General features: G+C 68.5%; 5 protein-coding genes. 3 read left to right on the top strand and 2 right to left on the bottom strand.

The window, feature by feature from the left end:
- Positions 1–58: 58 nt before the first annotated feature.
- Positions 59–1393 (bottom strand): glycosyltransferase family 4 protein, encoded by a 1335-nt coding sequence (locus tag AC3CF1_RS09105; protein ID WP_488450099.1) that lies wholly within the window; start codon positions 1391–1393, stop codon positions 59–61.
- A gap of 137 nt (positions 1394–1530) precedes the next feature.
- The gene (locus AC3CF1_RS09100; RefSeq protein WP_488450098.1) at positions 1531–3474 is read right to left on the bottom strand and encodes an amylo-alpha-1,6-glucosidase; all 1944 of its coding nucleotides are present in this window, start codon (positions 3472–3474) and stop codon (positions 1531–1533) included.
- Positions 3475–3516: 42 nt separating this feature from the next.
- Here AC3CF1_RS09100 and AC3CF1_RS09095 point away from each other — a divergent pair, with 42 nt between their 5' ends.
- The 3 genes from AC3CF1_RS09095 (at position 3517) to AC3CF1_RS09085 (ending at position 17080) form a co-directional block, all read left to right on the top strand.
- On the top strand, positions 3517–6225 hold the full coding sequence (locus tag AC3CF1_RS09095) for an MGH1-like glycoside hydrolase domain-containing protein (protein WP_488450097.1): 2709 nt from the start codon (positions 3517–3519) through the stop codon (positions 6223–6225).
- Positions 6226–6374: 149 nt separating this feature from the next.
- Positions 6375–8210 carry an AfsR/SARP family transcriptional regulator gene (locus tag AC3CF1_RS09090; RefSeq protein ID WP_488450096.1) on the top strand — a complete coding sequence of 612 codons (1836 nt, stop codon included), beginning with the start codon at positions 6375–6377 and terminating at the stop codon, positions 8208–8210.
- Between the two features lie 212 nt (positions 8211–8422).
- The gene (locus AC3CF1_RS09085) at positions 8423–17080 is read left to right on the top strand and encodes a golvesin C-terminal-like domain-containing protein (RefSeq protein WP_488450095.1); all 8658 of its coding nucleotides are present in this window, start codon (positions 8423–8425) and stop codon (positions 17078–17080) included.
- Positions 17081–17336 lie beyond the last annotated feature (256 nt).

Here is a 17336-nt window from a genome sequence, read left to right as displayed (position 1 = left end):
GTCCGGGCTACACCCTAACCAGCGGATCGGAAGTCACCAATCGGTCGTCCGCCTCGGCTCAGCAGGCGGCGTGGCCGTCGCGCGCCAGAAGGTTGCCCTCGGGGATGGCGATCCGGGTGCGTCCACCGGCCAGTTGGGCTGCCGCCCGACGGGCCTGCAACGGGCCGTGTTCCCTGCGTGCGGCGGCGTAGCTGGCGGCCGTACGGGCCGCGATGGTGGCCCACCCGTAACGCTCGCCGACCATGGTGCGGGCCCGGCGGGCCACCCGTCGGGCGAAGACCTCGTCGCCGAGCAGTTGACCGACCGCTCCGGCGAGCGCGTCCGGGTCGCTGTGCGGGAACGTCACCCCGGTGACACCGGGCTCGACGATCTCAGCGAGACCGCCGGTGCGGGCCACGGCGAGGGGCGCCCCGGCGGCCGCCGCCTCCAGCGCCACCATGCCGAACGGCTCGTAGAGGCTGGGCACCACTGTCGCGTCGGTGGCACCGAGCATGGCCGGCAACTGGGTGGAGTCGAGGAAACCGGTGAAGCGTACGGTCGAGCTGAGCGCCAGCCGTCGGGCCTCCGCCTCCAACTCGGCGCGGTACGGCCCGTCGCCGGCGATCACCACCCGCAGCCCCGGGTGCCGCTCGCGGAGCCGGGGCACCGCGTGCACCAGGTGCTGGACGCCCTTCTCGTAGACCAGCCGCCCGGCGTACCCGACCAACGGGCCGTCCCCGGCGAACCGTGCGCGGGCCGACGCGACCGCCCTCGGCCGGGCCCGCCAGGCCCTGTTGTCGACCCCGTTGGGCACCACGTCGACCTGCGCGGTCGGTACGTCGAACAGTGCGGTGACCTGGTCGCGCATGTACCCCGAGCAGGTAATCACCCGGATGGAGGAGCCGCTGAGCCAGTGCTCGACGCCGTGGATGGTGCGGTTCATCTCCTCCGGGAGCCAGCCCTGGTGACGGCCGGCCTCGGTGGCGTGGATGGTGCTGACCAGCGGCAGGTCCAGGTGATCGGCCAGTGTGATGGCGGTGTGGGCGACGAGCCAGTCGTGGGCGTGGATGACGTCGTAGGCGCCGGCTTCGGTGGCGCGCAGGGCGGTGCGGGTGAGGGTGTGGTTGAAGGCCATGGTCCAGGCCAGCAGTGAGCCGGTGGCGAGGGGGAAGGCGACCGGGTCCTCGGGGGCGCGCAGGATGCGCACGCCGTCGGCGTACTCCTCCAGGGGCGCGCCGTCGGCATGACGGGTGACGACGGTGACCTCGTGGCCGGCGGCGGCCAACGCCACCGACAACGCGTGCACGTGTCGGCCCAGGCCGCCGACGAGCACTGGCGGATACTCCCAGGAGAGCATCAGCACCCGCAGTTGCCGAGCGGCGTGGATGTCGATCACGTGGGCGTCGGGTGACATGCGGCCCCCTTTGAGTTGTCCCCGGGCGCGCGCCGACCGACACCGGAGTCGATGTCGCCGTCGCGTCTGGATCGGGGCCAATCCTGCCGGGATCGAGATAACCAGCGGAGACACCACCGTTGCGGTCGTGTAAAGCGCTACTGGCCCTTTCGGCGCACCCGCAGCAGCTCGGCCACCGACCACGCCTGGAATGGGCAGCCGGTCGCGGCGTGCGGCGCGAGGCCGTCGGCCGTCTCGCTTACCGAGCCTAGCCCATATTCGGTCAGATGGGCCTCAATGCCGATGAATACGTCATCGACCGACATCTTGCTCCGGCGGCACGCGTCCACGTACGGCCCGAGCAACCAGGGCCAGACCGTGCCCTGGTGGTAGCCACCGTCGCGCTCGGCAGGACCACCCCGGTGCCGGCCCACGAACTCCGCCGAATCCGGGGCCAGGCTGCGCGGCCCGAGCGGGGTGAGCAGACCGTTTCCGACGCGGCGGAGAGTCGCCTCGTCCGGCTCCATCGGCGCGTACGGCAGCGACCAGGCCAGCAGTTGGTTGGGTCGCAACGCGTCGTCGTCGTGCAGGGCGGCTCCACCGAGCGGGTACGCCGGCGCGGGCGCGTCCAGCACGTCGTGCAGCCAGCCGGTCGGCGACGGGAAACGCTCCCGGAACGAGGCGGTCGCCTGCCCGTGCCGTCGCCACAGCTCGTCCGCGTCCTGCCCGGCCAACTCGCTCAGCTCCGCGAGCCCGGCCAACCCGTTGATCCACAACGCGTTGACCTCGACCGGCTTGCCGGTACGCGGGGTGACCGGCACCCCGTACACCCGGGCGTCCATCCAGGTGAGCGCGGTGCCGGGGGCGCCCTGGGCGAGCAGCCCGTCGGCCTGGTCGACGGAGATCCCGTACCGGGTGCCCGCCACGTGGGCGTCGATCACGGCACGCAGCGCGGGCAGCAACTCGTCACCGAGGTCGGTGTCACCGGTGACGGTGACGTGCCGGCTCACCGCGTGCAGGAACCACAGCGTGCCGTCGACGGTGTTGTACTCCACCCGACCGGTGTCGGCCGTGTTGGCCAGCATCCCCTCGGACAGCGTCGCCGCGTACGACCGCAGCAGCTCCCGGCCCTCGTCGGCGCGAGCCGTGCAGAGGAACAACCCCTCGTACGAGATCATCGTGTCCCGCGACCACGCCCCGAACCACGGGTAGCCGGCCACCACGTCGACGGCCCTGCCCCCGGGCCGCACCACGAACGCGTCCGCGGCCAGCGTGAGCGTCGCGTCGACCGGGTCTGCCGGCTTCGCCGCCGCCACCACCTGCCGGTTGCGCCGTCGGGCCGTCTCCACGATCTCGGCGGCTGGCGGCGGCTCCTCGTCGAGTCGACCGGCCCAGGCCCGCACCGACACCGTGTCACCGGGACGTTCCAGCTCGCCGACGAAGCGTCCCGCGTACCAGAGGTCCTCGTCCGCGTTCAGACCCCGGTTGGCCTCCTCGCGGTGGTGCACGCCCAACCACCACTGCCCCTCGGGCGCCCAGCCCGGGCCGGCCAGCCGGTACGCGCCCTCGACCACCGCGCCGTCGGCCACCGCCTCGACCTGCGGGGTCGGGCCGTCGGCCCGTCGTTCGCCGTGCGCGTCCCGCCAGGTGCAGGCGGCCGACAGCTCCAGCCGGACTGGCCCGCCGGCGACCAGCCGGTGCACCACCGCCACGCAGGAGCGGCCGGGCAGCATGGCCAGCTCCCGTTCGATCACCACCGCGCCGATCCGCCACCGCCACCGGGGCAGCCCGTCGACCAGGTCGAAGCGCTCCAGCAACTCGAAACCGCGCGGGTCCACGACGCCGGAGGACCACTCGTGCGCGCCGAGCCGTACCCGCGCGCCGGACGGCAGCGTGACCGCCGGGTCGAGACTGACCAGTCCCACCTGGCGGGAGGCCGGAGTTTCGCCGGGAACCACCAGCAGACCGTGGTAGCGGCGCGTCCGGAGCCCGCCGACGGTGCCCATCGCATATCCGCCGAGGCCGTCGGGAACCAGCCACTCCCGGCTCGCGGCGCTGGTCAGATCGCCGCAGACCTGTGGGCCGAAGTGCATGTCGATCAACTTTCCTCCATCGGCGGCGGGGTGTAACACGCCACGACGAGAATGGCCGCTGTGGTCAAGTACCGCGGCGACGTCAAAGATGTGCACGTGATCACTGACCGATCGTCCTCCGACGCCTCGCCACCCGACGCTGAGCGGCTCCGGCTCGCCCAGGCCGACTCGGGGGAGCAGGACTGGCGCGCATGGGGTCCCTATCTGTCCGAACGGGCGTGGGGGACGGTACGGGAGGACTACAGCGAGCACGGTACGGCCTGGGACTACTTCCCGCATGACCACGCGCGGTCCAGAGCTTACCGGTGGAATGAAGACGGGATGGCCGGCGTCTGCGACGACCGACAGACCTTCGCCTTCGCCCTCGCGCTCTGGAACGGCAAGGACCCGATCCTCAAGGAGCGGATGTTCGGCCTCGGCGGCGACGGCGGCAACCACGGCGAGGACGTCAAGGAGTACTGGTGGTACGAGGACTCCACGCCCACCCACTCCTGGATGCGCTGGCGCTACCACTACCCCCAGGCAGCCTTCCCGTACGACGAACTCGTCGCGGTGAACGCGTTGCGCGGCCGCGACGACACCGAGTACGAGCTGGTGGACACCGGGATCTTCGACGACGACCGGTACTGGGCGGTGACAGTCGACTACGCCAAGGCGTCCCCGACCGACCTCTGCATGGTGGTGACCGTCGCCAACCGGGGCGACCGGGCGGCGACCCTGCACGTGCTGCCCACCCTGTGGTTCCGCAACACCTGGGCCTGGGGCCTGCCCGGCGGCGACCGGATCCCGCGACTGACCGGCCAGGGCACCCGGCTCGTCGGCGAGCACCGGGTGCTCGGCCAACTGCTGCTGGAGGGCGACGGCGGGCCGGTGCCACTGCTCTGTGACAACGACACCAACGCCGAACGACTCTGGGGCCTGCCCGGCCGCTCGCCGTACCCGAAGGACGGCATCAACGACCACGTCGTCAACGGCGCGGCCACTGTCAACCCCGCGCGGGAGGGCACCAAGGGCGCGCTGCACTATGTGCTCGACGTGCCGGCCGGCGGGCAGCGCCAGATCCGGCTGCGGCTGACCAGCACCGCGTCACCACCGGCCGCCGCGCCGCCGCCCCCGGCCGACCTCAGTGACGGCTTCGAGGCCGTGGTCTGGGCGCGGCGGGCCGAGGCGAACCGGTTCTTCGCCGGGGTGATCCCGCCGGCTGCCACCGCCGACGAGGCGCTGGTGGCACGGCAGGCCATCGCCGGGCTGATGTGGGGCAAGCAGTTCTACCACTTCGACGTCAAACGCTGGCTCGAAGGCGACCCGGGCTCGACACCGCCGCCGGCCGGTCGCCGACACGGGCGTAACAGCGCCTGGTGGCACATGACCAGCTTCGACGTCATCTCCATGCCCGACCCCTGGGAATACCCGTGGTACGCGGCCTGGGACCTGGCCTTCCACTGCGTGAGCATCGCCCGGGTCGACCCGGGCTTCGCCAAGGAACAACTGCTGCTCCTGCTTCGCGAGTGGTACCTGCACCCAAACGGGCAGATCCCGGCGTACGAGTGGGCGTTCGGCGACGTGAACCCGCCGGTGCACGCGTGGGCGGCGTTGAAGGTGTTCGAGATCGACGGCGGCCGGGACTACGACTTCCTGGCCCGGGTGATGCACAAGCTGCTGCTCAACTTCACCTGGTGGGTCAACCGCAAGGACACCGGCGGCAACAACGTCTTCGAGGGCGGCTTCCTCGGGCTGGACAACGTCGGCCCGTTCGACCGCTCGGCGGCGCTGCCGGTGGCCGGTGTGCTGGAGCAGTCCGACGGCACCGGTTGGATGGGCATGTACGCGCTCAACCTGCTGGACATGGCCATCGTCCTCGCCGAGCACGACCGGACCTGGGTGGACACCGCCACCAAGTTCTTCGAGCACTTCGCGTACATCGCCGCAGCCGCGTACGAGCAGGGGCTGTGGGACGACGAGGACGCCTTCTTCTACGACGTGCTGCGCCTCGCCGACGGCACGAAGGTGCCGCTGAAGGTCCGTTCGGTGGTCGGGCTGCTGCCGTTGGCCGCCACCACCCGGCTCACCGCGAAGACCCTGCACCGCCTGCCGGAGCTGGGCGCGCGGTTGCGCTGGTTTCTCACCAACCGCCCGGAGTACGCCCAGGTGATCGGCACCCGCAGGCTCGGCCCCGACGGCCGGCAGCAGCGGCTGCTGTCCATGGTGGGCCCGGAGCAGGTGGTCCGGCTGCTCGCCCGGATGCTGGACCCCGACGAGTTTCTCTCCGACTTCGGCCTGCGTACGCTGTCCCGCGCGCACCTGGACAAGCCGTTCTCGGTCAGCCTCGGTGGGCAGGAGTTCTCCGTCGGCTACGAACCGGCCGAGTCGACCAGCGGCCTGTTCGGCGGCAACTCGAACTGGCGTGGGCCGATCTGGATGCCCACGAACTTCCTGCTGATCAGCGCGTTGCGCGACTACGCCGCGTTCTTCGGCGACGATCTCCAGGTGGAGTACCCGACCCGCTCCGGGGTGAAGCGGACGCTGGACGAGATCGCCGACGACCTCTCCGCCCGGCTGATCTCGCTCTTCACCCAGGACGACTGGGGGCGGCGGCCCATCTACGGCGCGTGCCAGCTCTTTCAGACCCACCCCGACTGGCGGGACCTGGTGGCGTTCCCCGAGTATTTCCACGGCGACAACGGGGCCGGTCTGGGCGCCTGGCACCAGACCGGCTGGACAGCCCTGGTCGCCGACCTGATCCTCACCCTGCGCCGCTGAAAGCGCCCACGAGGGGGCATTCGTTACATGAACACTCCGTGCGAGGGCATTGATATTCGTCACGCTCTCGCCTCGTCTTTACGGGTTGTTGCCCGCGTACCGCCCACCTAGCCTGAGAGCCCGCTCATGTTCAACGGGGGAGCGGCAAGATGGAACTCCAGATCAGGCTTCTGGGCACTGTGGAGCTGTGCGTCGACGGAAAGAGCGTCACACCCGGCGCGGCGAAGCGGCGAGCGGTTCTCGCCGGCCTCGCTGTGGAGGCGAACCACGTCGTCTCGCTGCACCGACTGGCGGAGATGGTCTGGCCGGAGGCCCCGCCGGCCTCCGCCGTGGCGAATCTGCGCACCCACGCGGCGGTACTGCGCCGCACGCTTGGCGACCGGCTGGTCGCGCGGCCCAACGCGTACGAGCTGCGGCTGGCGCCGGGCGAGCTGGACGTCGCCGAGTTCCAGCGACTGGCCGGCGAGGGGCGTGCCCTCGCCGCCGTCGAGCCCGCCGACGCCATCGCCACGTTCAGTGCCGCCCTGGCCTGCTGGCGCGGTCCGGCCGGTGACGGCCTGCCCCGGGGCACCGCGTTGGACAACAGGTGGACCACCCTGGACGAACAGCGGCTCCAGGTGTTCGAGGAGTTGGCCGAGGCGCGGCTGGCCGCCGGGCAGCACGGTCATCTGCTGCCCGAACTGCGGGAACACCTCGCCGCTCACCCTTTGCGCGAGCGTGGCTGGGGGCAGTTGATGTTGTCGCTCTACCGCTGCGGGGACGTGCCGGCCGCACTGACCGTCTTCCGACACGCCCGCGCGACCCTGCACGAGCAACTCGGTATCGAACCCGGCGATGAACTGGTCGGCCTGCACCGCGCGATGCTCGACCGGGCGCCGGAGTTGGCGCACGTACCGCTGGCCGCCCCAGCCGCCATGGCGTCACCCGCGCCGGCACGACCCGCCCTCGGGTGGGCGGTGCCCCGCGAACTTCCCGCCACTCCGGCGACGTTCGTGGGCCGTACCCGGGAGACGGCCGACGTCGTGGCCGCGCTCAACGCCGCGACGCCGGCCGCCGTGGTCGTCGGCGGCGCGGCGGGCAGCGGCAAGACCGCGCTGGCGGTGCGGGCCGCGCACACCGTGGCCGGTGACTTCCCGGACGGGCAGGTCTTCGTCGACCTCGGCTACGACACCGCGATGACCCCGGGCGAGGTGCTCGCCCGAGTGTTGCGAGCGCTCGGCGTCGCCCCGGCCGACGTCCCCGCCAACACCGACGAGCGGGCCGGCTGGTTCCGTTCCCTCGTGGCGAGGCGGCGACTTCTGCTGGTCGTGGACGGGGTCACCCGGGCGGCCCAGGTACGACCGTTGCTCCCCGCCGCCCCCGGGCCGGCCCTCATCGTCGTCGGTCAACGGCACCTCAGCAGTCTGGACGGCGTACGCCGGGTGACGCTGCACCCGCTCGACGGGGTGCCGGCGCGCGACCTGCTGGCCGCGTTCGCAGGTCCGGAGCGGCTGGTCGCCGACCCGGCGGCCACCGTGGAGCTTGCGCGACTCTGTGCCGGGTCGGTCCTGGCGCTGCGGATCGCGGGCAGTCGTCTCGCCGGCTATCCAGCGATGCCGGTGGCCGGTCTGGTCACGCAGTTGCGCGACGGGTCGGACCGGTTGGACCTGCTGGCCTACGAGGATCTTTCGGTGCGGGCGAGCCTCGCCGCCGGTGTGGCGGCGGTCCGGTCCGACGACGAGGTGGCGGGGCGACTCCTCGAACTGCTCGCCACGCAGCCGGATCACCCGGCCCTGCTGGACTGGGCCGCGGCGCACCTCGGGGTCTCCATCCAGCGGTTGCACCGGGCCCTGGAGGGCCTGGTCGACGCGTACCTCGTCCATCGCGCCGCTGGTCACTACACACTGCCTGCGCTGGTCCGCGACTACGCCGCCGAACTGGCGCTGCCGCCCGCGCCGACGCGCCCCCTGACCAAGCGACGGGTGCATCCGCCGGCGGCGGCCTGACCCTCGGCCGCGCCACCGGCCGGCCCACCGTCCACCGCGGAGACGTGCCGGAAAGTATGCGCGCGGTATGCGGTCGGCGGGGATACCGCGTTCGCGCTGCTCCACGTGTGCCCGAGGAGGCAAACCTGAAAGGTATCTGGGAGATAGCCGGCTGAGTATTCCTCGTTTCTAGCCTTCACCCGTTGTGCTTACGAACAGGCGGAGGGTTACGGGTGAAACGACGATCACGAGGTCCCCTGATCGGGGGACTGGCGCTGGTCATGGTGGCCACGCTCGGCGGGATGGAGGTCCTACCGGACCGCACTCCCGAGCGCACCGATCAGGTGGCTGAGGCGAAGGACGACCAGGGCCTGCTCTCCCGGCTGGGCGGGGCCGCTCGGCAGTTGGTGAACGGCGGTCCAGGCGGCGCGGAGCCGGAGGTGGTCAGCGCCGGGCTGTCGGTGAACGAGCAGCCCCCGGCCGCCAAGAAGCTGCCGGCGCCGAAGCGGGTGCGGGAGGTCCCGGACCGGCGGACGGCCAACGGGCGGGTCTTCCAGCTCTCCGACGGACGACTCCAGGCCGAACTGTCGGCGCTACCGATGAACTACCGGGACGCCAAGGGTCACTGGCAGCCGATCGACACGCGGGTCGTGCCGGCCAACCGGAGCGGGTACGTCCAGCAGAACTCCACCAACAGCTTCACCAGCCTCTTCGGGGGTAGCACCGACAACCTGGTGCGCTTCGAGCGGGACGGCCGCGCGGTGCAGCTGGGTCTCGTCGGTGGCGAACGGCCCGCCGCACCGAAGGTCGCCGGCTCCACGGTGACCTATCCCGGTCTGGCCGATGGCGCTGACCTGGTCTACGACGTCACCGCCGGCGCACTGAAAGAGAAGATCGTACTGCGCCAGGCCCCGGAGGGCCCGGTCTCGTACACCTTCACGCTCGACACCAAGGGCCTGGTGGCGCAGCCGCAGGCGGACGGCTCGATCGCGTTCGTCCGGCCCGAGGGCGGCGACCCGGAGCTGGTCATGCCGCCGGCGTACATGTACGACAGTGCCAAGTCCCCGGCCACCAGCACGGCGGTCAGCCAGCGGGTCCAGCAGATGTACGGGCAGACCACGGTGACCGTCTCGGCGGATGCCTCGTGGCTGCGCGACAAGGCCCGGACGTACCCGGTGGTGATCGACCCGACCATCAAGATCCAGCCGGTGCCGATCGACGGCCAGGACGTACAGATCTCCTCGGGTGCTCCCACCACCAACTTCAGCAGCACCTATCAGCTCAAGGTGGGCACCGGCACGGACGCGACCTGGCGTTCGCTGCTGAAGTTCGACGTGAGCCAGATCCCGGCGAACACGACGATCGACGACGCCGAGGTGATGGTCTACTACGACCAGAGCCTTGACGGCATCTACGCCAACGACGTGCCGATGGAGGTCCAGCGGGTCAAGTCGAGCTGGACCGAGGGCTCCGCGAACTGGAGCACCATGAGCGCGGCCGGCGACACCTCGCTGCCCGGCACCATCGTCACCGTGGACGACGGCGACGCCAACGCCACGGCCAAGGGCACCTGGACCGCCTCGACCAGCAACCTCACCGCGTACGCGGTGGGCAAGGACTACCGCACCAACAGCGACGCGACCACGGGCGATACCTACACGTACACGCCGACCATCACCGAGGCGGGCGAGTACAAGGTCGAGGCGCACTACGTTGGAGCCTCCGACCGGGCGGATATCGCGCCGTACACCGTCCACTACAAGGGCGGCACCAAGACGGTGCCGGTCGACCAGCGGACGCCGACCGGCACGGGCGGATGGACCACCCTGGGCTTCTACCCGTTCGACGCGGGCACCACGGGCAAGGTCGTGCTCGGCGACCAGGCCAACAAGGCCGTCATCGCCGACGCCGTGCGGTTCAGCAAGAACGGCGCGCTCAAGGAGGCGTCGCACTCCAGCACCTGGCTGTCGTTCCCCGTCCGCGGCCTCGTGCAGCAGTGGGCGAGCGGCACCCAGCCCAACTACGGGGTGATGCTGAAGGCCAAGAACGAGTCGCTGGCGAAGCAGGGCGGCGCGATCTTCGAGGCCTCCGAGTACGCGTACATGAACGACAGGCGGGACTACAACCTGCCGAAGCTCGTCGTCACGTACGGCCGTCCGGGCGTGGCGGTGAACCCACCGACCACGATCACGTCGACCGGCGCGGTGCTGGACTGGCCGAAGTACAAGGACCCAGACGGGCAGACCGGCACCGCCGACGATGTCGTCGAGTACCAGGTGCACCGCAGCCCCGACCAGACCTACAACCCGAGCGCGGCGACGTTGGTCGCCCCGGTCTCGACGAGCACGCTGTCCTTCCAGGACACGACGGCCACGCCGACGCCGGCGGACAAGACGAACCCGATGGACCGGCAGTTCTACTACTACATGGTGGTGGCCAAGACGGCCGATGGTCAGTTGGTGGCCGGGCCGACGGTGCCCGCCATGCTCCCCAAGGCCGGTCAGATCACCAAGATCTTCCGGACCGGGGTCACCGACACCACCCTGTCGAAGACGTTGGACACCACAAACGTCAACGTCTACGACGGTGACCCGTACGTCGGGGTGGGCAACAACTCCCCGGCCTACGGCGTCACCCGTGGCGTCGTGAAGTGGTCCAGTCTGGCCGGGGCGATCCCGACCAACGCCCAGGTCACCGCCGCTCAACTGCGGATGTGGAACATCTCCCTCCAACCGGGTCTCGACAAGAGCCAGTACGTCGACGTCTACAAGCTGAACCGCAGCTTCGTCGAGAGCTCCGCTACCTGGAAAACGTACGACGGCACGAACGCGTGGACCGCCGGCGGTGACTACGACACGTCGTGGAAGGCCGGCTTCAACGGCTTCACCAACGACCCCGAGTGGGAGACCTGGGACGTCACGAGCCCGGTCAAGGGCTGGGTCGCCACGCCCAACACCAACAACGGCCTGCTGCTGCGGATGCGCGACGAGGCCAACCAGAACGCCCGGATGATGATGCTCGCCTCCGAGGCCGAGGACCCGATCTTCGAGCCGACGCTGGAGGTCACCTACCTGGAGCAGACGCCCGAGTCGACCTACTACGCCGCCAAGACGCCGACGAACCTTGCCCCGGCGTCGACCTACACCGCCCCGGTGTCGGTGTCCAACCCGACCCAGACGGCCTGGAAGACGACGGACTGGGAGTTGGCGTACCAGTGGTCCCGGGCCAACGGTGAGCCGGTCGCCGACGCCAACGCGATGGTCGCCACCCCGCTGCCGGCGGACATCCCGGCCGGCGGCACCGTGGACCTGACCGCGCAGGTGAAGACGCCGGCCAGCACGACGGAGGGCAACAAGCGCACCGACTACGTGCTGAGCTGGCAGCTGCGCAACAAGCTGACACAGCAGTGGCTGTCAGAGATAGCGCCGATCGCGGCCCTGGCGCAGAACGTCGCGGTGGTGGAGCCGACCTCCGACCAGCTCGGTCTGGAGAGGTTCTACTCGTACGCGGGGAAGAACACCGGCGCCGGCGGCACTCTGATGAACAACCTTCACTCCGGCAACACCGTGTGGTCGTACGACGCGTTGAGCAACCCGTCCCGGGGCCTGTCGACGTTCGTCCGGATGTCCTACAACTCGTTGGACACGTCCGACACCGTCGCCGGGTACGGCTGGTCGTTGCAGGCCTCATCGCTGATGCGGCTGGGCAGCCCGCTGGACTTCCACCCCAACCCGAACCCGACGAAGATCACCATGACCGATGGTGACGGCACCAGCCACTGGTTCACCTGGGACTCGGCGACCTCCACGTGGAAGAGCCCGAAGGGCGTCCACCTCTACCTGGAGAAGGTGACCAGTCTCGACTGCAAGCCGAACACCCAGGAGCCGAAGGCGTGGCGGCTGACCAAGCCGGACCGCACACAGTTCTACTACGACTGCGAGGGCTTCCTCACCAGCACGGTGGACAAGAACGGCAACACGATGACGTTCACCTACGAGGAGCGGAAGTCGAACAACAAGCCGACCAAGTTCCTCCGGTACATCACCGACGCGGCCGGCCGGAAGACCCTGACGATCGACTACTACGCCAAGGGCCAGACCTACGACTACATCAACGACACCACCTGGGCCAGGGTTTCCGGGGCGACCAACCTGACCAACCCGAAGATCATTGACCACGTCAAACAGGTCACGGACATCTCCGGTCGGAAGATGACCTTCACCTACACCGACAAGGGCCTGCTCGGCGAGCTGGTTGACGGGTTTGGCTCCAGCGGCACCATGGGCGCGCCGAAGACGTTCAAGTTCGCCTACGACATGACCCAGGGGAACAAGAACGTCAAGCTGGTCAAGGTCACCGACCCGCGGGGCAACGCCACCGAGTTGGCCTACCACTACCCCCAGACCGGCGACGACCCGAAGTGGCACTGGCGGACCAAGCACTACACCGACCGGAACGACAAGGCCAACCTGACCCGGTTCGCCTACGTCGACCCGGACGCCACCGACAACATCCGCACGACGGTCACGGACGCGGAGAACCACTCCACCGTCTACCTCCAGGACGGCTACGGCCGGCCCACCGAGACCACCAATGCGAAGAACCAGGTCACCAAGCTCGAGTGGGATGGCGACCACAACGTCACCAAGCTCACCGAGGACAACCTGGCCGTATCGACCTGGGCGTACGACGCCAAGACCGGTTACCCGACGGAGATCAAGGACGCCGAGGCGGTCAAGAACGGCACGGCGGGCACGGTGCTGACCTACCAACGTCAGCTCAACGGCTACGTCGCCGACCTGACCGAGAAGACCAGCCCTGAAGGCCGAAAGTGGAGCTTCACCTACGAGCCCGACGGTGACCTGGCGAGCGTCACCGACCCGATGGGCACCTCCACGACGACGGCCGGTGACTACACCTCCTACAACACCTACGACGCATGGGGACAGCTCGACACCGCGAAGGACGCCAGGGGTAACAGCACCAAATACAGCGGGTACGACGCCAACGGCTACCCGCAGACGATCACGGATGCCCTGACCAGGGCGACCACCTTCGTCTACGACGTCCGCGGCCAGGTCACCAAGGTCACCGACGCTTTGGGCAAGGACACCACCCAGACGTACGACACGTTCGGCCGTCCGTTGGACAGCAGGACGCCGAAGGACCAGGCCGCCGGGGTGTTCATCACCACGCCGGCGCCGACGTACGACGCGAACGACAACGTCACCCAGTCCACCGCGCCGAACGGAGCCTTCTCCACGGCCTCCTACGATGCCGCCGACCAGCTCACCTGGACGAAGGCACCGGTCGACGTGTCCGGAGACCCGGAGCGTAAGACGTCGTTCACGTACGACAAGGCCGGCAATCTCATCACCACGACCGAGCCGAAGGGCAATCTCCCCACGTCGAACCCGGCCGACTACCGAACGACGAACGCGTACGACGAGATCTACCAGTTGACCTCGGTGACGAACGCCAAGGGCGACAGGATCACTTATCAGTACGACAACGTCGGCAACGTGCAGAAGGTGGTCGACCCGCGTAAGAACGCGACCACCGACACCCTCGACTACACGTCGACGATGGCGTACGACCAGGCGCACCGGGTCACGAAGGCCACGGACGCTCTGGGCAAGTTCACCAGCAGCACCTACGACAAGGACGGCCTGGTCACCGGCAGCACCGACCAGCTCGGCAACACCACACTGGTCAATCTTGATCGGCGAGGTAAGCCGACCGAGGTCAAGGTGCCGTACAAGAACGTCTCCGGCACCATCTCCTACCGCATCACCAAGTACGAGTACAACCAGGTGGGCAACACCACCAAGGTCATCAGCCCGCGGGGTGTGGCAACCACCGACGACCCGGACGACTTTGCCCAGGTCACGGACTACGACGCGCTGAACCGGGTGAAGGAGACCCGGTCGGCGTACGACAAGGACGACGCCCGCTACACGACTCCGGACAAGACCACCTACTTGTACGACGAGGTGGGCCGGTTGGCGACGTTGTCCGCGCCGCCGTCGGCGGGGCAGTCGGTGCGGAACGACACCACCTACAACTACTACGACAACGGGTGGACGAAGAAGTCCTCCGACCCCTGGGACATCGTCACCTCGTACGACTACAACGAACTGGGTGCGCAGACGGCCCGGACGCTGACGTCCGCCGGCGGCTCCTCGAACCGGACCATGGGCTGGTCGTACTTCCCGGACGGAAAGCTGAAGTCCCGCTCGGACGACGGTGTGCCGGTGGGCAAGCACGTGGTGCTGGTCGACAACTCCGAGTTCAACAACACCAGCGCCACGGGCACCTGGCCGACGGCCGACGCCGCTACGAACAAGTACGGCACGACCTACGCGACCCACGCGGCGGGCACGGGCACCAACGTCTTCACCTGGCAGTTGAACGTGCCCCAGGCGGGCAGCTACCAGGTGTACGCCCGCTTCCCGACGGTGTCCGGGGCGGCGACCGACGCGAAGTACACGGTCACCTCCAGCGCTGGCCCGACGGTGAAGACGGTCAACCAGACCGCCGGTGCCGGCACCTGGGTCAGCCTCGGCTCGTACAGCTTCGCCGAGGGCAACGCCCAGAAGGTGACGCTGTCGGACCAGGCCACCGGCACTGTCGTCGCGGACGCGGTGAAGCTCGTCCGGGACAACTCCGCCGACGTCGACAACGAGAAGCACGACTACAGCTACCGGTACGACACCAACGGCAACCTGACCACGATCACGGACGCCTCCCAGGGTGCCCGGGTCGACAGCTACGCGGTGACGTACACCCGGTTGAACCAGGTCGAGAAGGTCACCGAGTCGAAGTCGGGCTCGGAGGTGAACTCGACGTCGTTCAGCTATAACGAGAACAGCGCGCCGCTGACCACGACCCACAACAAGCAGTACTCGTCCTACCAGTACGACGCCCGGGACCTGGTGTCGACGGTGACCAACGGCAAGTCGGCCGCTGACACGTCGGCGAAGGTGACGACGTACACCTACACCGACCGGGCCGAGAAGCTCAAGGAGGTCAAGGGCAACCGCAACACCGTCGACTACACGTACTTCCTCGACGGGCGGTTGAAGTCCCAGACGGAGAAGAAGCCCAACGGGACGACGCTGGTCTCCGAGTCGACCATCGACTACGACCTCAACGGCAACCGGTCGCACGACGTCACCAAGAAGATGAACGCCGACAACCACGGCGCTTATCTGACCACCACCAGCGACTTCACCTACGACCCCCGAGACCGGCTCGCGGGATTGACGAAGACCGGTGACGGCGCCGGCACGGAAACCTACGTGCACGACGCGAACAACAACGTCACCAGCCAAACGGTGAAGGGCACGTCGACCACCTTCAACTACGAGCGCAACCGACTGCTGACCGCGGTGACCGGGGGGTCGACGGCGTCGTACAACTACGACCCGTTCGGCCGCCTGGACACCGTCACCGCAGCCGGGACCGTGATCGAGCGCAATGTGTACGACGGGTTCGACCACATCGTCGAGAACCGGAAGAACAACGGCACCAGCACCTCGACGACGAAGTACACCTTCGACCCGATGGACCGCACGACGACCAAGACCACGGACGCCGGCGGCGCCAAGGCGAAGACCACGACCTTCAACTACCTTGGCCTCTCTGGGGAGGTCCTGGACGAGGAGGTCGCCGGGAAGCTGACCAAGTCCTACCAGTACTCGCCGTGGGGTCAGCGCCTGTCGCAGGTCACCCACAACGCCGATGGCACGGCCGAGGACGGCTACTACGGCTACAACCCGCACACCGACGTCGAGACCCTCACCGACAAGAATGGCGACACCAAGGCCACCTACGGCTACACCGCCTACGGCAAGAACGACGACACCCAGTTCACGGGTATCGACAAGCCGGACGCGGCGGATCCGACGAAGGAGCCCTACAACGCCTACCGGTACAACGCCAAACGCTGGGACCAGAACTCGCAGTCGTACGACACGGGTTTCCGAAATTACAGCCCAGGCTTGAACCGGTTCCTCACCCGCGATAGCTACAGCGGCGCGCTCTCCGATATGAAACTCGGACTCAACCCCTGGACCGGCAACCGATATGCATTCGGTGGCGGGAACCCGATCAGCATGGTGGAGATCGACGGACATACGGCCGTCCCCATCGGCCCAGCCGTTGCTTCTGCTGCTGGTGCAGCTGCAGCCGCTGGTGCTGTTGCAGCCGTTGGTGCTGCTGCGGTCGCGGCTGCGCCGTGGGTCGCCGCGGGCGCGGCCGTCGTGGGCATCGTGGGCATCGCGGCGCTGTTGGCTAACATTGACGGGGGGGAATTGTCCGCCGACGACAAGGCGGACCAGGCCGGAATCCACGGCACTGAGGAGGGGGCCGAGCAGGCGGCCAATCTCGCGAAGGACCTGAACGACACGAGGAGACCTCGCATGGCCCAGCGCGGAACCACGGCTGTGGCCAAGGTGTGGGACTCGGAAACAAATACGTACAAGATCAAGGTTGCGGTTGCGCAGCCAGATCCTGATGAAGATGTAATGCCGGAGGGTTGGGAGGAAAAGATCCGGGCGGTTTACGGAGAGGGGCTCGCAATCGAGTACGTCAAGAACGTGCGTGTCCGGAAGGGTGAAGGGATACATGCCGAGGAGAACATTATCGATAGTCTGGGCGACAGTGAGGTGATCGTCGAGGGCGGCGCGAACCGTAGCGTCTGCATGTATATCTGCAATGCCGAGCTGGGGCCCAGGATGCAGCTTGGTGGTAAATATGCCCCAAGGTCGTACGGCACCACCAAGCACAGCGCCTTCTGGCGGCCCTTCATGCCTTGGATGTCACCTCCCGCATCTACAGCTCCTGCGGGTCCCCTAGTGCCGAACCCCGCACCCGCACCAGCACCGTAACCGCGCGTCACCGGCTGTCGGTAGTCGGGGGCAAGAAGGGGCTGCATGGCTTGAGTCGGTGAGCGGCGAATGGTGCCACATCGGTACGACGATGTGGCACCATTCGCATGCCCCAACAGCTACTTCTCGGACTGACTACTGACGCGACGGGCCGAGCAGGGCATGGTCTGGGTCGTGGCTACCTCCTGCCTGCCCGGGGCGCCCCACCAGTTGCCTGCAGAAGTTGGTCGAGCAGCCTTTTTTTATACAGAGTGAA

It is taken from the genome of Micromonospora sp. MGP-C2 (assembly GCF_057766525.1).
Note: the sequence above shows the minus strand (reverse complement) of the source record. Positions and strands in the feature narration are given on the sequence as shown.

Bases quoted from the DNA above. Each gene is read 5' to 3' on its own strand.
- AC3CF1_RS09105 (WP_488450099.1), bottom strand. From the start codon at position 1,393: ATGTCACCCGACGCCCACGTGATCGACATCCACGCCGCTCGGCAACTG.
- AC3CF1_RS09090 (WP_488450096.1), top strand. From the start codon at position 6,375: ATGGAACTCCAGATCAGGCTTCTGGGCACTGTGGAGCTGTGCGTCGAC.
- AC3CF1_RS09095 (WP_488450097.1), top strand. From the start codon at position 3,517: ATGGCCGCTGTGGTCAAGTACCGCGGCGACGTCAAAGATGTGCACGTG.